Raw genomic sequence first — 21,984 nt, forward strand, 5'->3', positions numbered from 1 at the left:
TTGAAGACACGGAGCGATTGATGAGCAGCCCCCAACAACAAGGCGCCACGCCCGACGCAAACGCAAGCAACGGCCAACGCCGGCGCCTGATGACGCTGGTGACGATCGTGATTGTGCTTGCCGCGATCGCCTATGGCGCGTACTACCTACTGATCGCGCGGTTTCACGAAGAAACCGACGACGCGTACGTCAACGGCAATGTAGTGCAGATCACGCCGCAGGTCACCGGCACCGTGATCGCAGTGAAGGCGGACGACACTCAGGTCGTGCAGAAGGGCCAACCACTGGTGCTGCTTGATCCGGCGGATTCACGCGTCGCGCTACAGCAGGCCGAAGCGGACTTGGCGCAGACCGTGCGCCAGGTCCGTACGCTGTACGTGAACAACAACCAGTACCAGGCCGCGGTCGCGCAGCGCCAATCCGACCTATCGCGCGCGCAAGATGACCTGCGCCGCCGTCTGACGGTTGCCCAGACCGGCGCGGTATCGCAGGAGGAAATCTCTCATGCGCGTGATGCGGTCAAGGCTGCGCAGGCCGCTCTCGACATCGCGCGTCAACAGTTGGCGTCCAACCGCGCGTTAACTGCCAACGTCGCGATTGCACAGCATCCGAACGTACTGGCGGCCGCAGCCAAGGTCAGAGATGCCTACCTGAACTACGCGCGCAACACACTACCTGCACCGGTGACCGGTTACGTCGCCAAGCGCAGCGTGCAGGTGGGCCAGCGCGTCTCGCCCGGCACGCCGCTGATGGCGATCGTGCCGCTGAACGAAGTCTGGGTCGATGCAAACTTCAAGGAAGTCCAACTCAAGCACATGCGCATCGGCCAACCGGTCGAGGTCGTCTCCGACGTCTACGGCTCATCGGTCGTGTACCACGGCAAGATCCAGGGCTTTTCAGCCGGTACCGGCTCGGCCTTTTCGCTGTTGCCCGCGCAAAACGCCACCGGCAACTGGATTAAGGTCGTGCAGCGCCTGCCGGTGCGCGTGCAGCTCGATCCCGAGGAGTTGAGAAAGCATCCGCTGCGCATCGGCCTGTCGATGACCGCCAACGTGTCGATCAAGGACGAGCAAGGCGGCGAACTCGGCAACGCACCGACCACGGTGTATCAGACCGACGTATTCGACGAGTACGGTAAGCAGGCCGACGCTGAAATCCAACGCATCATCAGCCAGAACGACGGCAGCGTTGGCACTGCCGTCGCTGCGGCGGACACGGCTAGGCCGGCGGCGAACACGGCGGCTAGGCTGGCCCCGGTCGCAGCCCGGCACGCCACACGATAGGGCTATACCATGAGCCAGACACAAGCGTCTCACCCGCCGCTGTCGGGCATGCAACTGGTGGTCGGGACCATCGCAGTCTCGCTCGCCGTATTCATGAATGTACTGGATACGTCGATCGCCAATGTCGCGATCCCGACTATTTCGGGTGACCTTGGCGTGTCGTCGGATCAGGGCACGTGGGTCATCACCTCGTTTGCCGTCGCCAACGCAATCTCCGTGCCTCTGACCGGCTGGCTGACCGAGCGGATTGGCCAGGTCCGGCTATTTCTCACGTCGATCGTGCTGTTCGTGATCTCTTCGTGGTTGTGCGGGCTGGCGCCATCGCTGCCATTCCTGCTGGCATCGCGCGTGCTGCAGGGCGCGGTGGCCGGTCCGATGATTCCGCTGTCGCAAACGCTGCTGCTGGCGAGCTACCCGCGCTCCAAGTCCGCGATGGCGCTCGCGCTATGGGGCATGACCACGCTCGTCGCGCCCGTGCTCGGCCCAATCCTGGGCGGGTGGATCTCCGATAACTATTCGTGGCCGTGGATCTTCTACGTGAACATCCCGGTTGGGATCGGCGCCGCGATCGCGACGTGGGTGATCTTCCGCAAGCGCGACTCCGAGGTCAAGCGCGCGCCAATCGACGGCGTCGGGCTGGTGCTACTCGTGCTGTGGGTCGGCTCATTACAAATCATGCTCGACAAGGGCAAGGACCTCGATTGGTTCAACTCAACAACGATCATCGTGCTGGCACTGATTGCGATCATCACCTTCGCGTTCTTTGTCGTATGGGAGTTGACCGACAAGCATCCGGTCGTCGATCTGTCGTTGTTTCAGCGGCGCAATTTCACCGGCGGCACGGTGGCGCTGTCGGTCGGCTACGGATTGTACTTCGGTAACCTGGTGCTGCTGCCTTTGTGGCTGCAGACGCACATCGGCTATACCGCGACGCAGGCGGGCCTGGTCATGGCGCCGGTCGGCATTTTCGCGATTCTGTTGTCGCCGCTAACCGGCAAATACATGCCCAAGACGGATCCACGCTACATCGCGACCGCGGCGTTCACCGTGTTCGCATTGTGTTTCTACCTGCGCTCGCGGTACACGACCGGCGTCGATACGTTTGCGCTGATGGTGCCCACGTTTATCCAGGGCATCGGCATGGCTGGATTCTTCATCCCGCTGGTGTCGATCACGCTGTCCGGCTTGCCGCCGCATCGGATCGCCGCGGCCTCGGGTCTGTCCAACTTCGTGCGAATCATGTGCGGCGGCATCGGCACCTCGATCTTTCAGACCGCATGGGACCATCGCACGATCCTGCATCATGCGCAATTGGCCGAACAAACCAGTCAATTCAGCCCGGCATTCGGGCAATCGGTCGCGCAGATGCGGGCGCTCGGCATGAGCGAAGCGCAGTCATATGGGTTCGTCAACAACTTGATGACGCAACAGGCTGCGCAACTGGGCGTCAACGACCTGTTCTACCTGTCCGCCGCGATCTTCATCGCGTTGATTACGTTGATTTGGATCACCAAGCCTGAGCGCGGCGGCGGCGATGCGGGGGCCGCGGCATCAGCCGCACATTGAACGCCGAGCGGGGCGCGACGGGTGGCCCGCCTGCAGACCACCCACCGCGCCCCGCTCCAGCACATTGGCAACTTCGCCTCGCGTGACATCGCCGGCATCTGGCGTGACGTCGCTGGCATCTGATTGGGTGCAACCAATGCGGTCTCGGCGCTCTGATCATACCGAGTCGTGGTTTCGGCAAACGCGCTTGTTGCATGCAGCCCGTGGCAAATGTCCGTTTTAGTAACATTCTCGTCATTCCAATACTGGCCGCACATAAGCCGTTCGTAATTCAAATGCCCAGTTCGATAATTTGCACAGCAAATTAATGGCGACGATTTAACATTTGCGTCCAAAATCGATCTACGGGGGGCAACGTGCCAAACGCATGGTTTAAAAACTGTTCTCGTTACTTGGCGGCTTGCGTCAAACCCGACGTCATGGACCGCAAACCGCAACACTCGTCACCATCGGTCGGTTCTGCATCGAATCGAGCCAACGCATTGACAAAACTCAAGGCACTCCGGCGACCGCCGTGGCATAAGGGCAACGCGTCGCGCGCTTCTCGCGCCAGTACGCCTAAAACGGATGTCACGAGTGCGAGTACGTTAAAAACGGACGTCACAACCTCGCCACCGCACTTGCTGAGGTTGCCCAAAGAAATTCACATGACCATCGCGAAGATGATCACCGAACCGGATCGGACGGGCCCATACAGATCCCACTTCAACAGTCTGCAACGGTATTCGTCGGTCATACCCGGTTCGTCCAACTGGCTAGCGCCTGAATTTGAGGTCGCCAAGCTAGCGCAGCAGGCCAGTGACCTAAAGCGACTCAAGGAGTCGGAGCGAATTGGCAAGTTCAACGAAATTTTCGCGAGCGCGACGGCACTGCGACCTCGGCGCCCTCGGGTGGAAGCCTATATCATCGGCCAAATGCGATGCCTGCCGACATACGACGCGTATCGTGCGGCACAAGACGTCGTCGCCAAACTCAAGCAGTCCGATCGTAACCCGTGCCACGCACAATATATTGCGTTATTTGACGAAATACCGCGCATCGTCGGCGACTGGCGGCCCAACGTGGACACTCATGCCAACCTGCACACATTGCTGCTCCAACTGGTCGACGCCGCATCCCAGCTTCCGCCGCACTCGAATAGTGTCGACGAGAAAATCGCTAAGAAGACAGCGACTGAGGCTATGCTAGCGGCCGTACTGCCCCAGCTGGATGCGCCGGACTTGGCGCCTCGTTTCGATGCGCTAGTGAACACAGCGCATGTCATTAATTCGAAGTTGGTGGAAACGCTTGCGTCAGTCCTTTCAAAGCTTCCAGCAGAAGAGCGTGCTGCGAAGTTCGATAACTTACTGTCCGTTGTACAGAAGCATGACGGTGCGTCGGCAACAACGCTCGCGACTCACCTCGATGTCCTTTCCAATAACGACAGGCCTGCACGCTGGCACGCGCTGCTGCAAGTGGCAATACAACACCGCATCGCAGACATGATCAAGCCTTTACTGAATGCCGCGGTCAACCTTCCCGGCGAAGATGTTGGCGCGGCGTGCGTAGCCGTTCGCCGCCTTGCAGACCAATCGTTGGACCCATCTAGAGACCGGAGCGCAAACACGATATTAGCCGCCGTTGCTAGTCAGCTAAGTGCCATTCCCCAGACAGAGCAACAGCCGATGTACGAGTGGCTACTTCGTAAAGTTAGCGAGTTTCCGACACAAAGTCAGATACTGAAACGATCGCAATTGCGCTCGAGAGTCGAACTCCTTTCCTGCCTCGTTGCACAGATACACCGTTCGCCAGATGAACAAAAGCGCGAAGTTTTCGACATGCTGGCCCGTATGCTAGATTGCGCCACGCCACACAATAGTCGCGACGCGCAGGCAGCGCTTGAAGACCCATTTCGACTCCGAGGCAGCTCCGTCAACTTTTCGCCCTCCTCGCAACCTTGGATAGACCAATGGCGCAAGCGGTGCACGGATCCTACCCAGTCGCGTTTGGCACGCATCGCATTCCCCTTCGCATAGCAGCCGCTGACCCCACCCGCACGGCACTGGCACAACGTAGGCTGCGTCGCGCACGGGTAAATTTCGTTTCCCTGTGGATTACGTCTACCTTACCAGCTCCGGCGCTGGCGTAATGACTATGCTGTGCATCACATGGCAATCCGCCACGATTAGCGGACATTGGCCAATGCGATACAACCCCATCGCATTGGGCGGCATGATCAACGCAGCGTGCGCCGCCAGCCCCTGGATTAAACGGCTTAAAATGAAAATACACGATGTCAATAAACTTGTTCACCTATTTGCCTTGCATGACGGGCGCATGTTGCGCTCCTGAGGTCCCGGACGCCGAGAGCGCATTGGTTGCATCCGATCAGATGCCGACGTCACGCCAGATGCCGGCGACGTCACGCGACTATCGATTGGACGCATTGGCGTCACTGCCGCGCAGCGCGGCCTCGGAGGTTCCGCCGACGTGCAATCGCGCGAGCAGAGTGCTAGAGCACACGCCGACGCTGACGAAGCTGCCGCTAGAGGTGCTTGAAATCATCGCCTGTCGAGTCGCTGAACCCACGACGGACATCGAACAAACAACCGCTTATCGTCACCTATGGTCGTTCGCGACCGCGTCGTCCCACGCGTGGCAAGCGTCGTGGTTGCCAATCCGTGCAGCGCGGCTCCACGCGCGTGCGATGGACCTGGGCAGCGATGAGCAGCAAGCGCCGCTGCAGGAATTCGAAGACATCTTCGACGCCGCTTGCCGGTTGCCTATGGATAAGACGAAGCTTCAAGCACACGTAATCGAGCAAATCCCATGGATGCAGGACGGGCACCTGGACGCAATTCATTGGACGCTATCCAAGCTCGAGCGGCAACCGGCACAGGCAAGTGCCGCCCCGTACCGGGCATTGATCGACGTGCTGCCCAGGTGCTTTAATCACATGTGTTACAGTCCCGACGGCCCCCACAACGCAATCGTACCGGAGCACTCTGCGCGGCGAGCGGCATTCAATGTAGGACTCAACGCGATTAGGAAGTTGCACGGACCAGACAAAGTGGACGCCATTGAGGTCATGGCATCGCTGTTGAACCGTTTGCCCGATGACGAACGCGCAGCCAGTTTCGATGCATTGGTGCATGCCGCGATAGCAGAACCACCCACTCCGATCGCGAAACTCGTGCCATACCTGCAATGGCTGGAAAGCACCGAACAGCAAGGCCGTTTGGATAACTTAATATTGATTGCTACTCAGCATGGCGACGCGGACGCAGTCGAGCCGCTGATCGCCGCCACCGCGGCGGTGCACCACGACGTTGCCAATGCCGACACAGCATGGTCCAATGAGGCCGCGCCGCCATCGGCGGCAGCGCAGCAGAATCGATGGGATCGGGTGCAAGCGCTAAGCCACACGCTGTGGCGCTCAGGCAAAATGACGCTCGAACAGTTTAGCGCCGCACTTTCGCTGCTCGAATCGATATCGGAAACGCTGCCCGCCGAACAGCGACAAAGGACGACGGCGTGGCTCGAGAGTCAATTCAACGAAATCGCGTAACGAACCGGCGTTAACTGCGGGGGGCAATCAGGCGTTCTGGCAACAGCACACCACGCTGCCACCGGCCGAGTCCAAGCAGCCGACGCCCGTCAGCATCATATACCCTGACCCTGACACCGTCACCCACGTTCGGTTCACTCCCCAACCGCAACCGCTGGCCGTGCGTGAAGCGCCGGGCCATTTCGGCATCCAGCTCGACTGGCACAAACGTTGATAATAACGCGTCGATCGGTTGCAAACAGGCCAAACGTCGCGGCTCGTCCGCATCGGACAGTTCGTCCAACGTTACAGCGTCGTTTAGCGTTAATGCTCCCACACCGGTGCGGCGCAGCATCGTCAAATGCGCGCCGCAACCCAGCACTTCGCCAATGTCCTCGGCCAGTACGCGAATATAGGTGCCTTTGCTGCACGTAACGCGGATCGTCACGGACGCTGCACCGTCCAATGCGCACGTGATGCATTCCAATGCGTGAATCGTCACCGCACGCGCTTCGCGCTCGAGCGTATGGCCTGCCCGCGCATATGCATAGAGCGGTTTGCCGTCGCGCTTGAGCGCCGAGTACATTGGCGGCACCTGCATGATTGGACCACGGAACGCGATAAGCGCCGCGTCGAGCGCCGCCCGGTCGCACATAACAGGCCGTGTCTGCAGCACGTCACCCTCCGCGTCACCGGTCGTCGTGCGCACGCCAAGCTTCAGTGTCGCGTCATAGGTCTTGTCCGCATCAAGCAGATCCTGCGAAAACTTGGTCGCCTCGCCGAAACACAGCGGCAACAGACCGGACGCAAGCGGGTCCAGCGTTCCGGTGTGCCCGGCCTTTTTCGCGTTGAACAGGCGCTTGGCGCGCATCAGCGCATCATTGCTGGACAGCCCGACCGGCTTGTCCAGCAGTAACACACCGTCCACGGGGCGCCGGACAAGGCGCGGCCGTGCCGGATCACGTCGTTGCGTCATATCGATATCGCGCTCCAGGGGTCAGTCGTCCTTGGCGCGCGTCGCGTTCGCCTCGTCGATCAACCGCGACATGTGTACGGCCTTCTCGATCGACTCATCGAACACAAAGTGCAACGTCGGCACCGTATGGATGTGCAGGCGTTTGAACAACAAGTTATGCAAGTGGCCGGCCGCATGGTTGAGCGCTTCTTGCGTCTGCCGGGGGTCTCCAGTCAGTGTCGTGAAGAATATCTTTGCATGCGCGTAATCCGGGGTCAGCTCGACCGCCTGGATCGTCACCAGGCCAATTCGCGGATCCTTGACTTCGCGCGCGATCAACTCCGACAAATCGCGCTGAATCTGATCAGCGATCCGCACGTTGCGATCGCCACTGCTGCGTTTTTTCGGCATAGTTCACTCCTGCCAACAAAAAAGGCGGAGCCTGACGGCCCCGCCCCTAGCGCCGGCGCATTAAATTACAGCGTGCGCGCCACCTCGGTAACTTCGAACACCTCGAATTGGTCACCTTCCTGGATGTCGTTGAAGTTCTTCAGCGACAAGCCGCACTCGAAGCCCTGCTTCACTTCCTTCACGTCGTCCTTGAAGCGCTTGAGCGAATCAAGCTCGCCGGTATGGATCACCACGTTATCGCGCAGCACCCGGACCGACGCCGCGCGTTTGACGATGCCGTCGGTCACCATACAGCCGGCAACCACACCGACCTTCGGTACCTTGAACACTTGCCGCACCTCGACCGTGCCGATCACCGCCTCGCGTTTTTCCGGCGCCAGCATGCCAGACATCGCAGCCTTCACCTCGTCTACCGCATCATAAATGATGTTGTAGTATCGGAGATCGACGCCGTTCGCCTCGGCCAGCCGGCGCGCCTGGGCGTCGGCACGCGTGTTGAAACCAATGATGACGGCCTTGGACGCGGTCGCCAGGTTGACGTCCGTTTCGCTGATGCTGCCCACCGCGCTGTGCACAATCTGCACGCGCACCTCGTCGGTCGACAGCTTCTGCAGCGCATGCACCAACGCTTCCTGCGAGCCCTGTACATCGGCCTTCACGATCAGCGGCAGGTTCTGCACTTCGCCAGCACCCATCTGCTCCAGCATGCTTTCAAGCTTCGCAGCCTGCTGCTTCGCAAGCTTCACGTCGCGGAACTTGCCTTGCCGGAACAGCGCGATTTCACGCGCCTTGCGCTCATCCGGCAGCACGATCACTTCCTCGCCGGCGTTCGGCACCTCGGACAGCCCTTGGATCTCGGCCGGAATCGATGGCCCTGCCGACTTCGCCGCCTTGCCAAACTCATCGGTCATCGCCCGCACGCGGCCATACGCGGAGCCCGCCAGTACGACGTCGCCACGCGACAGCGTACCGGACTGCACCAGGATCGTCGCGACCGGGCCTTTGCCCTTGTCCAGCTTCGCCTCGATCACAATACCCTTGGCAGGCGCCTCAATGGGCGCCTTCAATTCGAGCACCTCGGCTTGCAACAGCACGTTCTCGAGCAGGTCGTCAATGCCCTGTCCGGTCTTGGCGGACACCTCGAGGAACGGCGCATCACCGCCGTACTCTTCCGGCACCACACCTTCCGCGACCAATTCCTGTTTTACCCGATCCGGATTCGCGTCGGGCTTGTCAATCTTGTTGATCGCCACGACGATCGGCACGCCGCCCGCCTTCGCATGCGCAATCGCCTCCTTCGTCTGTGGCATCACACCATCGTCGGCCGCGACCACCAGGATCACGATGTCGGTCGACTTCGCGCCCCGCGCACGCATCGCGGTAAACGCCTCGTGGCCCGGCGTATCGAGGAACGTGATCACACCACGCGGCGTCTCGACGTGGTATGCGCCGATGTGCTGAGTGATGCCCCCCGCCTCGCCCGCAGCGACCTTCGCGGTACGGATATAGTCGAGCAGCGATGTCTTGCCGTGGTCGACGTGGCCCATCACCGTGACGACCGGTGGGCGTGGCAGCGCGTCGACATCGGCCACTTCGCCTTCGATCAGCAACGCTTCCGGGTCGTCAAGCTTCGCGGCAACCGCATGATGGCCCAGTTCCTCGACGACAATCATCGCGGTTTCCTGGTCCAGCACCTGGTTAATTGTCACCATCTGGCCGAGCTTCATCATCACCTTGATGACCTCGGAGGCCTTGACGGCCATCTTATGCGCGAGATCGGCTACGGTGATCGTCTCCGGCACGTGCACTTCGCGCACGATCGGCTCGGTCGGCACCTGGAAATTCGTATGCGCATCCTGATGCTTGCCACGGCCGCGTGGACCACCCCGCCAACCACGGTCGACACCACCGCTCGAATCACCGCGCGTTTTGATGCCACGGCGCTTGGCCGCATCGTCCTGCCAGCCGCTCTTGCCCGGGACTTTCTTCTTGTCGCCGGAGGGTGCAGCCGTCGGTGCCGGCACCGGTTTCTTCGCGCCAGCGGCCGGTCGGGCCGGCGCTGCCGCGCCCGCCGGCCTAGCCGGTTTGTGCAGCGTGCCCTTCGCCTCAGCGGTCTTGGCCGGTTCGACCGGCTTTGGCGGCTCAGGCACCTTGACCATTGCCTTGCGCGGCGTCGCCATCATCTCGCGGATCGCCCGTGCCTCGGCTTCCGCCGCTTCCCGTCGCTTGCGGATGGCCTCCTGCTCCAGGCGTGCCTTATCGGCGGCGGCACGGGCATCGTCGGCGGCCTTCTTCGCCGCCTCCCGCTCGGCAGCGCGCTCGGCCGCCGCACGAGCGTCGTCGGCGGCGGCTTGGCCGGCCGGTTGTGGCACATCGTGATTGCGCTGCTGCGCGGCCACCTGCTGGGCAGCAGCGCGTGCCTGAGCCTGAGCCTGAGCCTGAGCCTGAGCCTGAGCCGCCTGCGCCGCGCGCCGCGCCGCTTCCTCTTCGGCGCGACGCCGCTCCGCCTGCGCGGCCTCCTCGCGGGCGCGCCGCTCCGCCTCCTCGCGCTCGAGACGCTCCTGCCGCTCACGCAATTCGCGCGCCTGCTGAGCCAGTGCCTCGGCTTCGAGGCGCGCTTGCTCCTCGCGACGCGCGAGTTCGGCAGTCGCACTGTCCTGGTCCTCGCCATTCGGCGCTTCGGTACCTGGCTCGTCGCGCTTGACAAACACCCGCTTCTTGCGGACTTCGACCTGGATCGTGCGAGCCTTGCCGGTTGCGTCGGCCTGCTTGATTTCCGACGTCTGCCGACGCGTCAGCGTGATCTTGCGCTTGTCGCCGTCAGCGCTGCCGTGCGACTTGCGCAAGTGATCCAGCAAACGCGCCTTGTCCGCTTCGGACAATACGTCGTCAGCGCTAGCTTTCTGCACACCCGCAGCTTGAAGCTGTTCGAGCAGAAGGCCTGCAGGCATCTTCAGTTCCGCGGCAAATTGGGCTACGTTGTTGCTCGCCATTCATCCCTCTTGAGGCAAGGACAGCGGTCCTTGCAGTTGACATCCCGGTGCGGCCTATCGGGCCGCGTCATTTCAATGCGCCATCATAATCTCGCTTCGCGCCCGTCACTGGAACCAGTGCTCGCGCGCCTTCATGATCAGCGCCTTCGCGGCCTCCTCGTCGATGCCGGTCATCTCGACCAACTCGTCGACGGCCAACTCGGCCAGATCGTCACGCGTGTGTATCTCGTGCTCGGCGAGCTTAGCGAGTATCTCCCGATCCATCCCATCGAGGCTTTTCAGGTCAAGCGACGCGTTTTCGACCTTTTCCTCATTCGCGATCGCCATCGTCAGCAGCGCATCGCGCGCGCGATTGCGCAACTCGTGCACCGTGTCTTCGTCGAACGCCTCGATCTCGAGCATCTCGTTGAGCGGCACGTACGCGATCTCCTCGAGGCTCGTGAAACCTTCGTCGATCAGGATGTCGGCGACCTCCTCATCAACATCCAGCCGCTCCATGAACAGGTCGCGCAGCACCTTGCGTTCTTGCGACTGTTTCTCGGCGGACTCGTCCGGCGTCATAATATTGATCTGCCAGCCGGTCAGCTCGCTGGCGAGCCGCACGTTCTGGCCGCTTCGGCCGATCGCGACAGCCAGCTCGTTTTCGTCAACGACGACATCCATCGCGTGCTTTTCCTCGTCAACGACGATCGATTGCACGGCAGCCGGCGCAAGGGCGCCGATCACGAACTGGGCAGGATCTTCCGACCATAGCACGATATCGACGTTCTCGCCACCCAACTCGTTGCGCACTGCCTGCACGCGCGAACCGCGAATGCCGACACACGTGCCGATCGGGTCGATGCGCTTGTCATAGGCCACCACTGCGATCTTCGCCCGCACGCCGGGGTCACGCGCCGCCGACTTGATTTCGAGCAAGCCCTGCTCGATCTCCGGCACCTCGAGTTCAAACAGCTTCATCAGGAATTCGGGCGCGGTGCGCGACAGCTCAATCTGCGGCCCCCGCGCCGTGCGGTCGACCTTGGCGATATACGCGCGCGCGCGATCGCCAATGCGCAGATTCTCTTTCGGGATCAGTTGATCGCGGCGCAGCAACGCTTCGACCCGCCCCGATTCGACGACCAGGTTGCCCTTGTCGAGCCGCTTTACCGAGCCGGTCATGATCTTCTCGCCACGCTCGAGGAAATCGTTCAGGATCTGCTCCCGCTCCGCATCGCGCACCTTCTGCAAAATCACTTGCTTGGCCGCTTGCGCGCCGATGCGACCGAACTCAATCGACGGGATCGGCTCTTCGATATAACCGTCCAATTGCGCATCCGGATCCTGCTCGCGCGCTTCAAACAGTAGGATTTCCTGGTCCGGCTGCTGCAAGCCCGCCTCGTCCGGCACGATGCGCCAGCGGCGGAAAGTCTCATGCTCGCCAGACTCGCGGTTGATTGACACGCGTATGTCGACATCCTCGTCGAAGAGCTTCTTCGTGGCGGAAGCGAGCGCGGCCTCGAGCGCGGCGAATACCACATCCTTGTTGACGTTTTTCTCGCGCGCCAGCGCATCCACCAGCATCAACACTTCGCGACTCATTGTTTGCGGCTCCTAAAATCGACTTGCGGAACAAGACGAGCACGGTCTATGTCAGCGAGCGTGAAATCGAGCCTCGCCGGGCCGTCTTTTCCTTCAAATTCCAAACCTATCGTGTCGCCATTAGGCGCGTACAGGATGCCACGGAACGATTTTCGGCCGTCCAGCGGCTGCTTCAGCGTCACCATCGCCTCGCTACCGGCGAAACGTTCAAAATCCGCCCGTTTCTTCAGCGGCCGGTCTAGCCCCGGCGACGAAACTTCGAGACGTTCATAGTCGATATTTTCGACGGTCAGCACGTGCTGAAGTTGGCGCGTCACCTTCTCACAATCGTCTATCGCGATGCCCGCCGGTTGGTCGATAAACACGCGCAGCATGCCGCGGCCGGAGCGCTCCAAATCGACAAGCTCGTATCCGAGCCCGGTAACAGTATTTTCAATCAGTTCCGACAATTGCACGTTGTTTAACCTCATGCAGCACGGACCACGCGCGTCCGGCTTCCTGTTTCGCGGTACCGGGCACGCTCGCGCAACGCGGCGCGCGGAAGCGGCAGTACTGCGAAGCAGCGTCATCGAGCCACCTCCGCCACGATAACGACGCACTGCGGCAACGGCAAAAAAAAATGGGCGCCAACACGCCCATCTTCTTTTTACCGGTGGTCGCGCCACGAGCCGCACCTTAACTGATAAAACGTGTGCCCAGCGACTGCGAAATTATAGCGTTTTTCGCCGCGACCCGCAATCCACGGGCATATCGAAACCGAAACGTGACCACGCGGTGGTACGCGCGCGGCGCGTCGGCACACTATGCCACGCACGAGAGACACCTCCGGCAAGAGCACGCTTAACGACCGCGCGGACGCCCCCGCGGTGCACCGCCCTGCCGCGCACCACCTTGGCGCGGCGCCGTCTGCGCGCCGCGCCCCCCATGCGAATTGCTCTTTTGCGCGCCCTTGCCGGGTGCCCGGTTGCCATTGGCGTCACGGTTATCGCGGTTACCACCCGTCATATTGCCGTGCCCGTGCGCGGCGGCAAAGCCGGTATACCCGGGCACCGGCGGCGTGGACGAAGTCCAGTTCGCGCCGCTGCGCGCACCGCGGCCAAATCGCCGCTGCGGACCCGGCGCATCGTAGCCGATATAGCCGAGCGCCGTCTGCATCGGATCGGGCTGGCGACGCGGCGTCGCCTTGCTGCGCTCCGCCTTGTCCTCGCCCGGTCCTTTCAACCCAACGGCTGACATCAACGCGCGCACCTGGTTGTCCTCGAGTTCGTCCCAACGGCCACGCTTGAGACCACGCGGCAGAACGATCGGGCCATGGCGCGTGCGGATCAGCCGGCTGACGGTCAGGCCCACGGCTTCGAACATGCGGCGCACCTCGCGGTTGCGACCTTCTGCAAGCGCCACGTGGTACCAGCGATTGGTGCCTTCGCCACCGCCATCCTGAATACGCAGGAAGCTCGCCGGACCGTCGTCTAGCTCGACGCCGCTGAGTAGCTTCTGCCGCGCGCTCTCGGCCAATTCGCCGATGACCCGCACCGCATATTCGCGCTCAACCTGGTAGCGCGGATGCATGAAACGGTTCGCGAGGTCACCGGATGTGGTCAGCAACAACAAGCCTTCGGTATTGAAATCCAGCCGACCGACGGCCAGCCATTTCGCCGTCTTCATCGGCGGCAGCTTGTCGAACACCGATGGGCGACCTTCCGGATCCGCATGGCTGACGATTTCGCCTGCCGGCTTGTGATAGATCAGCACGCGCGGCGGCTTGTTCGGCAGCTTGCGCTTGACCGGCTTGCCATTGATGCGCACCTGGTCAGTTGGCATGATCCGCTGGCCAATGTGCGCCGGCTCGCCATTGACCGACACGCGCCCAGCAATGATCAATTCCTCCATTTCGCGACGCGAGCCCATGCCGGCTTCGGCTAGCACCTTGTGCAGCTTTGGCGCGTCGTCGTCGGCCGACAACGCGCGCTTGCTGGCCGGCACGCCGCCCTTGCGGCCGCGCCGCAGCATTGGCGCGCGCACACCGCCCGCACCCGTGTTATCGGCATCGAACGCCGGCGACGTGACATAGGCGAATACGTCGTCGTCGCGCCCCCGGCCTTCGTCGCGTCCCCCGCCTCTCTGGAAACCGCCGGCCGGCGCCACGCTGGCGTCACGCCTGGCGCGCGGCTCGCGACGGGGGGCGTCGGCATCGCGGCGCGCCTCAAGGTCACGCTTGGCGCCCTTGCCCTGGCGTTTGTTGGCGGGATCTTTGCGGGGCATGCGCACATGCGCGACCATCGCGCCGTCGGGCGGCGCCTCGGTCACCGCAGCCGGCGCAGCATCGATAACATCGATCGCCTTCGACTTGGCCGCCGCGCGACGGCGAGCGATCAGGCTGCGCGGCCCGCGGCGCAAACCTCGCCGTGGCCGCTCTTGGCCGTCGCTGCCTTCCGCGACCGGCAGCACCGGCAAGGCGCGCTGGCCCGCATCGCGATCGTCCACGGCCGCCACGCGGGCAGGACCGGACTCGGGAGAATCGGGATCGTGGTTCTCGTTCAAAACAACCTCTGAGTGTCAGAATGCCGGCATGCGCCATTCGGCTGCGCCGGGGTCGGTGTACGTGTCAAACGTCGTGCGATATCGGGTCGCTCGGCGCCTGCTCATCAATCTTTTCGACGTCGCCAGTTGCGGCCGTCGCTGCTGGGTGTGCGTGCCCGTCCCCCCCGTCGGTATTGCCATGCGCTGCTAGCCCATCTACCGGATCGTGCGCGGGCGGAACTTCCTCACCGATCACCGCAGCGCAGTTCAGTTCCTCGTCGCTCTCGGCAAACTCGATGGCGCGCTGCGCCAGCCGATCGGCCTGTCCCGGTGGGCTCGGGTCAGACAGCGGCGGCAACTCGTCCAGCGTGGCCATCCCAAGATCGTCCAGGAACTGCTTAGTCGTCGCGTACAGCGCCGGCCGCCCGGGCACGTCACGATGCCCGATCACCTCGATCCATCCACGGTCCTCCAGCTGCCTGACGACCTGCGTATTAACTGTGACACCGCGAATCTCCTCGATATCGCCACGCGTGACCGGCTGACGATACGCAATGATCGCGAGTGTCTCGAGTACTGCACGCGAATACTTTGGCGGCTTCTCCGGGTTGAGCCGATCCAGGAACGCACGCATTGCCGGACGGCTCTGGAATCGCCATCCCGTTGCTACCGATACCAACTCGACACCCCGATCGTGCCAGTCCATCCGCAGGTCTTCAAGCAGCGCCCGGATCGTATCAGCCGAGATCTCGTCGGCAAATAGTCGGCGCATGTCACTGACCCTGAGCGGCTCCTGTGCGCAAATCAAAGCAGTCTCGAGGACGATTTTCGCCTCTTGGGTATTCATTCAGCTGGACCAGACCTGTTTGGTCAATGAACCGGATCAAAAGCGCCTGAACAGCGCGCATGACGAAAGACCGCGCTCGCCCGCTTCTGATCGATCATATTGATGCGAGCACGCCCGGGGGTTGGCAAGATGACCACGGACCACACCGCGCCGGGTAGCCAGAGGAATTCCATAAGGAATCACGTGACTGAACGTTATAGTACGCAAAAAAACGCAACGCGTAAAGATCAAGGCACGCGCGTGAGCCGCCGTGTGCCGTGTGCCACGCTCAGCGTGTCGCGAGGCCCACTCATGTCAGATCCTCAGCCCGGGCGGGCAGCGTGCGCGCCAGTTCCCATACCGCCTGGGCAGCCGGCGACAGTGAACGATCGCGGCGGCGCACGAGTTCCACCGTGCGTTGCGCGCGTGGCAGCAACGCACGCGCGACAAGTCCGGAATTGGCCGGCAACGGCAGCGACAGCCACGGCAGCACACTAATGCCCACGCCGGCCTCGACTAATCCGAACACCGTCGCCGAGTGTCCCAACTCTTGCACGACCGGCGAGACGACGCCATGCTCGCGCAGCGCCCGGTCGATGATCGGCCGGCTGCCCGACTCCGGGCCGAGCAGCACGAGCGACTCGCCGGCCAAAGCGCCCCATTGCACCTGGAAGCTGGCAGCCAGCCGGTGATTGGCCGGGCAGACGACGCAAAACGAGTCGGTCATCAATGGCTCACCAACCAGTTCGTCCGCCACCAGACCGCCAACGATCACGCCAAAGTCCACTTCGCCGGACTTCACCTTGCGCACCACATCGCTTTGCACATCGTCGCGCAGGCCAAGCTGGATATACGGAAATTGTTGTTGACAGCGGGCAACGACGCGAGGCATCAGCCGGCATGCAAGGGTCGGACTAGCGGCCACGATCACCCGGCCGCGCCGCTGCTCGCCAATCTCCCGTATCTCCCGCAGCGCTTGGTCTAGATCAGACAGCAGCCGCGACACGCCGCCCAGCAGGTTGGCGCCCGCGTCCGTCAGGCGTACCTCGCGCGTCGTGCGGTCGACCAGCTTCAATCCCAGTTCGATCTCCAACTCGCGCACGCAGCGGCTGACGGCCGATTGCGTCAAGCCGATTTCATCGCCTGCCCGACTGAAACTTTGCCGACGCGCAACTTCGATGAAGACCCGGAGTTGCCTGAGCGTTACATTCATTTACAGAATTCATCAATACGTTTAATGATGCATCATACGCCGAACTTGCACGCTGCTGCGTTGCGCAAGCTGCGTCGCCGCCACGACGGCGGCGCAGCGAGCCCTGTTGCGCGACGCGATATACCGCGGCGGTGCACCATCAGGCATCGATGCACACCGACGTAGCACCACGTGCACGCGATTGGTGATTGTCCCGATTTCTTATCAGGCCATTCCGTATTGAGATACACAACTAACCGGACATGCACGCCAGCTGCCGCCGCCACCGGCCACCCTGGCTGGCGCTGCAGCCTCTGCATGCCGGACCAATGGCACGGATCCTGCGTTTGCCATGCGCACAAACCTGGCCAAGGCGGCAACCCAAGCGACGCCTGCTTCCCGGGGACCGGCGACCCGCTGCCAGGGTCGCGATCGAGGTGCGCGGCGCGGCGCGGTGCGCCGGGGTTTGCTTCGTTGAGGTGAAATGATGATGCTGTTCGACGATTTAAAAGATAACGAGTGGGCACTGGTCGAGGTGCTGTTCTGCGAGGAGCCGGCGCGCGTCGAACGTCGCGGTCGGCCACGCGTGGAGCCGCGCGCCGTGGTCAATGCCGTACTCTGGGTCTTGTCGACCGGAGAAGGATGGTCCAAGCTACCCGGTCGTTATCCGTCACCGCCGACCTGTCGCCGGCGCTTTGACGAGTGGCAGGCTGACGGCACACTGGCCGAGGTCGTGCGCCGCCTCGCCGGCACTGGGCGCCAAATCACGTTGCGCGGCCGCATCGGCGCGTCGGCCATCAAGCCCTCCACACCACCGAGCGCCGACCGGCTGCGTGGCGCGTTCTGGACTAATCCCGAGTCGTGGCACGCACCGGTGAAGATGGCCTGACTTGACTGACACTCGCAGATCCGCTCGCGTGCCGGGCGAAGCGCTTTTACCGAGGCAGCACGCACACGCCTGCTCGGAGCGCGAAGCGGCAGCTTGTTTCAGTGCGTTTCACGTCACTGGTCGCTACTCGCGCAATCATCCCCCGTCACTGGGCGGTCCGAGGTGGCGCCATCGGTACGCCGGCCCGACAGCGCGCCCCATTACCCGGCTGGCACGGGGAAACATTCATTTACTTTTATTTACAGCGGCTTTTCTCCCCCGCGCTTATCGTGGAATCGAAGCAATAGACGTCACCTCGATCGGCCCTAGGGAGCAACAATGAGCGTGAAGGCCCGGATCGTCTGCGGCATAGCGGTATCGTCAATCGGCGCAACCGCGCGCGCCAGCCGTGCCGAGCGCGTCGAACGCAGCGCGTATGTACGCGGAGCGTTGACTGCGCCGGTCCCGCGGGGCGATCTGCGCAGCGATATCGAAAGCAACGCGCGGGAACCTGCGCGCACCCATCCTGTCCGACGCTATGCCATGAGCACAGCGTGGCAATGAGTAACATCCGGTATGTTCCCGTATCCGCACGGATACGGGCTTTTTCCGTTGCCCTGCCTCCGCGGCAGGCCGCCCTGCGCGATGCTGCGCACCCTCACGGTTGAGGCTCGGCGCGCGCGAGCAGCGACGCGGCCGCGTCGCACGCATAACGAAGCTCGCGCTCGACAGACCACGCAGGCAGGCGCGCACGGCGCTCCAGTCGACCCAACTCCGTCTTGCCCTGAGCGCTAAGCACCGCAATATCCACGGGCGCATGGTAGCCTGGCACGAGCGGCGAAGGTTGCCGTGCAGTACCAATCAGCCCTTGCTCGCGCAGGAACTCAAACACTCGCGGACGACGCGGCCACGGCACCTGCCGGTATTGCGCGCGCCGCAGGCCCTCCAGCACGGCCTCGTTCGTATAATCCATCTCGCCCTCCACGTTGGCACCGGCCAGGGTGGCCGGTGCATTCGACATGTCCGCTTATAATCGTCGCGCCGCGACCGGCTGGGCACCGTTACCAGCACGGCTCGACCCAGCGGACAGCAAACCTTGACACTCACCGCCTGAACTCGGTCGCCTCAACCGGCACGCAGTCGGCCGGGGCGACGTCTGAAACAATACTTCCATGCTCGTTGCATTCGTTGTGCTCCTCTGGCTCGTCGCCCTCGCCGTATCACGCCGTCACCACCGTATGATCTGCGTCGCGGCGGCGTTGTTCGCCTACCTGCTGTGCGCCGGATGGCTCGGCGAACCGGCGCTGCACGCACTGGAAACCCGTGTGCCAACCGCGAGCTCCCTGCGCTACGCCGGCCACGTCGCGATCGTGATGCTTGGCAGCGGCACGGAATATGACGATGCGTATCGGCTGGTGCCGAAGTTCGACGCGTGGCGACGCATCGACGCGGCAGCCGCGCAATTCGCGCTATGCCGTGCGCAGCGCGCGCAGTGCACGCTGGTGGTGAGCGGCGGCAATCCCCAAAAACACGAGCAAAGCGAGGCGGCCAACTATCAACCGCATCTGGTATCGCGCGGGGTGCCGGCAGCCAACATCGTGCTCGAGCCCGATAGCCTGAACACATACGAAAACGCCCGCAACACCGGTGCGATCCTGCGCCAGCACCACTATGATCAGATCGTGCTGATCACGTCAGCGTACCACCTGCCGCGCGCGCTGCTCGACTTTCACCACTTCGACATCAACGTCGTGCCGTTCGCAGCCAACCACAGATGGCGACGCCCAAGCTGGAGGCCTCACCTCGCCCATGTCATCAATACCAGCCTCGCATGGCACGAATGGATCGGCCTTGCGCAGTTTCACGTCTACCGGCAAATCGGATGGTTCTGATACCCCCCAGACCGATCCGACAGTATGCGCGTAAAATGACCGCTGAATAAAATTTGTTGTTTCCGCGATATGCAACAAAATGTCACGTCGCGGCAAGGTCGTTACATTGTCGCTGCGAGTAGCCCATTTACTGGCTAGAATGCGTACTCTGCGGCTCTTCCGGCCGTGGGCCCGAGAACGCTGTCACTCTACGGAGGTAAAAATGAAGAAAGTGTCCCTGGCATTGCTCGTTTCCTTATTTGCCGCAACGGCATATGCGCAGACCGATCGCGGCGTGACGATGAGTACCGACCCGGCCAAGGCGGCCGACATTGAGCAGCGCGCCCAGGCACTGGAAGCTGCCCAATCGGAAGCTCCAGCAACACCCTCGCACGCGCCGGCCAAGCATCACAAGGCTGCCAAGCAGCATAAGGGCGGGCACGCGCAGCACGCCTCCGAGGCCGAGGCTACCGCACTGTCAGCAACAAGCCAGTAACGGCTGCAATCGGCGGGCGGTGCGGCATGCCGCGCGCTAAGGCGCCATCGGGCCGAAGCCTCGCAGGCTTCGGCTTTTTTATGGGCGTCGGTTTCGTGTTACAGTCCCGCGCCCGATGCACGAGCGTAACGACATGGAGGATAGGGTGAGTAATATAGAACTCGAAATCGAATGGACTGAGGCAGCCTCGAAAAAGGTCGAGAAGCTAATGCCGCGCACCGCACGCGGCGACGAACCGTACATCGCGCTGCCACCGATCGAATGCCTGCCCGTCGAGGGTGACGTGTTGTTTCTGGGCCCGCCGGGCAAACAGCAGCCGTTCATCGTCGCGGAGCGACAGTATCACCACGAGGGCGAAGCGGACTGGACAATCATCCTGATTCTGGACGTCGTCGACGCACACTGACGCGTGTGCCGCCGCCCCGGTCAACGCGACCCCGATCAACGCGGAAAAAGCGCCCCTGCTTCACAGCACGAGGCAGGGACCCAACCCATCGCCCTACGAGGATAAGCAACGGAGTCACCGGGCCCGCCTCGGCACGGGCAAGGCGCCGGGCTTGGCAGTCAGCGCGGGCGATCAGCAGCAGCAGGGCCGGCGCAACCGGTCAATCAACAGCGACAAGGCCAGCCGCAACGGGTCGATCGGTAGCGACAAGGCCAGCGCAACCAGTCGATCAACAGCCACAGGGTCAGCGCAGCGGGTCAATCAGCAGCGACAGAATCTGGCGTGCCTGTTTCGAATCGTCAATCTGTCCGCTCTCGTCCACAATCGCGACCCTCGTCTGCGTCTCGGTCAGCGCGCGCACATTCACACGGTATTGCTTCGCCGCCTTTTCCTTGCGGCCATGGAATACTTGGCTCCAAAAGCCCTGTTTGGCCGAACTTAAGTCGTTCGGATCTACGTAACGAATAAAATACAGGCCACGCGTGCGATCGCGGTCATCGACCGTGAAATTGTTCCGGTCCAACGCCACGCCAACCCGCAGCCACGCGTCGTCATAAGGCTCGGCAAGCGTAATATAGGTCGGCCCGGTCGGTGCCGCGGCGGCCTCCGACGCCTTGCGCGCTGCCTGCGACGCACTGGCCGTCGCGTCGGTGGCCTTGGGCGCAGATGCGACCACCGGCTCGGCGGCCGTCGCCGCACCGCCCTGCTGATTACGCGCCAACGCTTGCATCAACCGCTTCAGGTACTCGGCCTCCAGCGCCGGATCATTTGGCCGATCTTCCCATCGGCTTTGCTCATTGTTCGAGCCGAACAACTGTTCATGCAATCCGCGCTGGCTGATGAACACATACGTTCCGCCGTCCGGCGCGTTTTCAAGCCGCGTGCGGTACTTGTCGCGCAGGCCAGTCGTATAGCCGGTGCCCAGCGCCTTGGACAATGTATTGCGGATCAGGCCATCCGGCACATGCGGATGGGTTTCGTACCAGTCCGTCTCCATGATCCCGCGATCGCGCGCGTCCAGCGACAGCACGAAGCCCTGCTCCTGCCAAAAACGCCGCACCTGGGGCCACACTTGTGCGGGCGCCTGCTTGTCGATCACTAGCCAGCGCTGCGTGCCCTCGCGCTGGATATGCATGCCCTGCACCGGCGGCAGCACCGCGTCGCCCACCGGCACAGGCGCCGATTGCTGCACCTGCTGCAATCCGGACAACGACGCCGAGCCGCCTTGAGGCGGCAGCGAACGCTGGTCGGCGATCTCGTTGGTCATGTCCGGGGGCACGGCCAGCGACGATGCCTTTGCCCGCGTGGCACTCTTGTAATCGATAGCCTGCGGATGGGGCGAACTGCAGGCCGCCACGGCACCGGCAATGAGGGCACCAGCAACAAAGCGCGAGTTGAGACGGGTTTGAATCAGTTTCATGGAATCCTTTCCGCATGCGCCCGGACCAATG

The 21,984-nt window shown here is 62.5% G+C and carries 17 protein-coding genes and 2 pseudogenes; 9 read left to right on the forward strand and 10 right to left on the reverse strand.

All coding sequences use genetic code 11. The features are described from left to right. The first annotated feature begins 20 nt into the window (after window positions 1-20). The 4 genes from RA167_RS06735 (at window position 21) to RA167_RS06750 (ending at window position 6,396) form a co-directional block, all read left to right on the forward strand. A complete protein-coding gene (locus RA167_RS06735) occupies window positions 21-1,283 on the forward strand; it encodes an efflux RND transporter periplasmic adaptor subunit (protein WP_076784965.1) in 1,263 nt (420 codons plus the stop codon). A gap of 9 nt (window positions 1,284-1,292) precedes the next feature. Continuing rightward, window positions 1,293-2,849, forward strand: a complete 1,557-nt coding sequence (locus tag RA167_RS06740) for a DHA2 family efflux MFS transporter permease subunit (protein ID WP_076784966.1) — start codon at window positions 1,293-1,295, stop codon at window positions 2,847-2,849. 647 nt (window positions 2,850-3,496) lie between these two features. Next, on the forward strand, window positions 3,497-4,864 hold the full coding sequence (locus RA167_RS06745) for a hypothetical protein (RefSeq protein WP_076784968.1): 1,368 nt from the start codon (window positions 3,497-3,499) through the stop codon (window positions 4,862-4,864). 338 nt (window positions 4,865-5,202) lie between these two features. Further along, on the forward strand, window positions 5,203-6,396 hold the full coding sequence (locus tag RA167_RS06750; protein ID WP_139336948.1) for a hypothetical protein: 1,194 nt from the start codon (window positions 5,203-5,205) through the stop codon (window positions 6,394-6,396). A gap of 10 nt (window positions 6,397-6,406) precedes the next feature. Here RA167_RS06750 and truB read toward each other — a convergent pair whose 3' ends face one another. From truB to RA167_RS06790, 8 genes and pseudogenes are all read right to left on the reverse strand, one after another. Then, complete coding sequence (gene truB / locus RA167_RS06755) at window positions 6,407-7,351, reverse strand: tRNA pseudouridine(55) synthase TruB (protein WP_076784970.1); 945 nt, start codon at window positions 7,349-7,351, stop codon at window positions 6,407-6,409. A gap of 21 nt (window positions 7,352-7,372) precedes the next feature. After that, window positions 7,373-7,741, reverse strand: coding sequence for a 30S ribosome-binding factor RbfA (rbfA, locus tag RA167_RS06760; protein WP_076784971.1), 369 nt, complete (start codon window positions 7,739-7,741; stop codon window positions 7,373-7,375). 65 nt (window positions 7,742-7,806) lie between these two features. Then, window positions 7,807-10,734, reverse strand: a complete 2,928-nt coding sequence (gene infB / locus RA167_RS06765; RefSeq protein ID WP_076784972.1) for a translation initiation factor IF-2 — start codon at window positions 10,732-10,734, stop codon at window positions 7,807-7,809. 105 nt (window positions 10,735-10,839) lie between these two features. Further along, a complete protein-coding gene (gene nusA / locus RA167_RS06770; protein ID WP_076784973.1) occupies window positions 10,840-12,315 on the reverse strand; it encodes a transcription termination factor NusA in 1,476 nt (491 codons plus the stop codon). Further along, a complete protein-coding gene (gene rimP / locus RA167_RS06775) occupies window positions 12,312-12,770 on the reverse strand; it encodes a ribosome maturation factor RimP (protein WP_076787158.1) in 459 nt (152 codons plus the stop codon). The genes nusA and rimP overlap by 4 nt, the downstream gene beginning before the upstream one ends. Window positions 12,771-13,155: 385 nt before the next feature. Then, on the reverse strand, window positions 13,156-14,856 hold the full coding sequence (gene rluB, locus RA167_RS06780; protein ID WP_076784974.1) for a 23S rRNA pseudouridine(2605) synthase RluB: 1,701 nt from the start codon (window positions 14,854-14,856) through the stop codon (window positions 13,156-13,158). Between the two features lie 256 nt (window positions 14,857-15,112). Continuing rightward, window positions 15,113-15,682: pseudogene (scpB, locus tag RA167_RS06785) on the reverse strand (SMC-Scp complex subunit ScpB); the annotation flags it as partial. A gap of 289 nt (window positions 15,683-15,971) precedes the next feature. After that, window positions 15,972-16,874 carry a LysR family transcriptional regulator gene (locus RA167_RS06790; protein ID WP_076784975.1) on the reverse strand — a complete coding sequence of 301 codons (903 nt, stop codon included), beginning with the start codon at window positions 16,872-16,874 and terminating at the stop codon, window positions 15,972-15,974. A 469-nt stretch (window positions 16,875-17,343) separates the two neighbouring features. Between RA167_RS06790 and RA167_RS06795 the strand changes: the two are divergent. After that, window positions 17,344-17,739: pseudogene (locus RA167_RS06795) on the forward strand (transposase); the annotation flags it as partial. A gap of 321 nt (window positions 17,740-18,060) precedes the next feature. Next, window positions 18,061-18,285, forward strand: a complete 225-nt coding sequence (locus RA167_RS06800) for a hypothetical protein (protein WP_076784976.1) — start codon at window positions 18,061-18,063, stop codon at window positions 18,283-18,285. Between the two features lie 94 nt (window positions 18,286-18,379). Here the strand turns inward: RA167_RS06800 and RA167_RS06805 are convergent, their stop codons facing one another. Beyond that, entirely contained in the window at window positions 18,380-18,742 is a 363-nt protein-coding gene (locus RA167_RS06805; RefSeq protein WP_370642937.1) for a hypothetical protein, read from the reverse strand. Window positions 18,743-18,893: 151 nt separating this feature from the next. Here RA167_RS06805 and RA167_RS06810 point away from each other — a divergent pair, with 151 nt between their 5' ends. From RA167_RS06810 to RA167_RS06820, 3 genes are all read left to right on the forward strand, one after another. Further along, window positions 18,894-19,613: a YdcF family protein gene (locus RA167_RS06810; protein ID WP_083705949.1), complete on the forward strand. Its 720-nt coding sequence runs from the start codon at window positions 18,894-18,896 to the stop codon at window positions 19,611-19,613. A gap of 202 nt (window positions 19,614-19,815) precedes the next feature. Beyond that, a complete protein-coding gene (locus RA167_RS06815; RefSeq protein ID WP_076784978.1) occupies window positions 19,816-20,088 on the forward strand; it encodes a hypothetical protein in 273 nt (90 codons plus the stop codon). Window positions 20,089-20,233: 145 nt separating this feature from the next. Further along, window positions 20,234-20,494 carry a DNA-binding protein gene (locus RA167_RS06820; protein WP_076787164.1) on the forward strand — a complete coding sequence of 87 codons (261 nt, stop codon included), beginning with the start codon at window positions 20,234-20,236 and terminating at the stop codon, window positions 20,492-20,494. Window positions 20,495-20,777: 283 nt separating this feature from the next. On the opposite strand, the gene bamC is transcribed toward RA167_RS06820, so the two are convergent. Continuing rightward, entirely contained in the window at window positions 20,778-21,953 is a 1,176-nt protein-coding gene (bamC, locus tag RA167_RS06825; RefSeq protein WP_076787166.1) for an outer membrane protein assembly factor BamC, read from the reverse strand. Window positions 21,954-21,984: the final 31 nt, after the last annotated feature.

It is taken from the genome of Mycetohabitans endofungorum, assembly GCF_037477895.1.
GTDB lineage: Bacteria > Pseudomonadota > Gammaproteobacteria > Burkholderiales > Burkholderiaceae > Mycetohabitans.

Bases quoted from the DNA above. Each gene is read 5' to 3' on its own strand.
- rbfA (WP_076784971.1), bottom strand. From the start codon at position 7,741: ATGCCGAAAAAACGCAGCAGTGGCGATCGCAACGTGCGGATCGCTGAT.
- RA167_RS06800 (WP_076784976.1), top strand. From the start codon at position 18,061: ATGAGCGTGAAGGCCCGGATCGTCTGCGGCATAGCGGTATCGTCAATC.
- infB (WP_076784972.1), bottom strand. From the start codon at position 10,734: ATGGCGAGCAACAACGTAGCCCAATTTGCCGCGGAACTGAAGATGCCT.
- RA167_RS06735 (WP_076784965.1), top strand. From the start codon at position 21: ATGAGCAGCCCCCAACAACAAGGCGCCACGCCCGACGCAAACGCAAGC.
- RA167_RS06815 (WP_076784978.1), top strand. From the start codon at position 19,816: ATGAAGAAAGTGTCCCTGGCATTGCTCGTTTCCTTATTTGCCGCAACG.
- RA167_RS06790 (WP_076784975.1), bottom strand. From the start codon at position 16,874: ATGAATGTAACGCTCAGGCAACTCCGGGTCTTCATCGAAGTTGCGCGT.
- RA167_RS06740 (WP_076784966.1), top strand. From the start codon at position 1,293: ATGAGCCAGACACAAGCGTCTCACCCGCCGCTGTCGGGCATGCAACTG.
- RA167_RS06810 (WP_083705949.1), top strand. From the start codon at position 18,894: ATGCTCGTTGCATTCGTTGTGCTCCTCTGGCTCGTCGCCCTCGCCGTA.
- bamC (WP_076787166.1), bottom strand. From the start codon at position 21,953: ATGAAACTGATTCAAACCCGTCTCAACTCGCGCTTTGTTGCTGGTGCC.
- RA167_RS06805 (WP_370642937.1), bottom strand. From the start codon at position 18,742: ATGTCGAATGCACCGGCCACCCTGGCCGGTGCCAACGTGGAGGGCGAG.
- nusA (WP_076784973.1), bottom strand. From the start codon at position 12,315: ATGAGTCGCGAAGTGTTGATGCTGGTGGATGCGCTGGCGCGCGAGAAA.
- RA167_RS06745 (WP_076784968.1), top strand. From the start codon at position 3,497: ATGACCATCGCGAAGATGATCACCGAACCGGATCGGACGGGCCCATAC.
- truB (WP_076784970.1), bottom strand. From the start codon at position 7,351: ATGACGCAACGACGTGATCCGGCACGGCCGCGCCTTGTCCGGCGCCCC.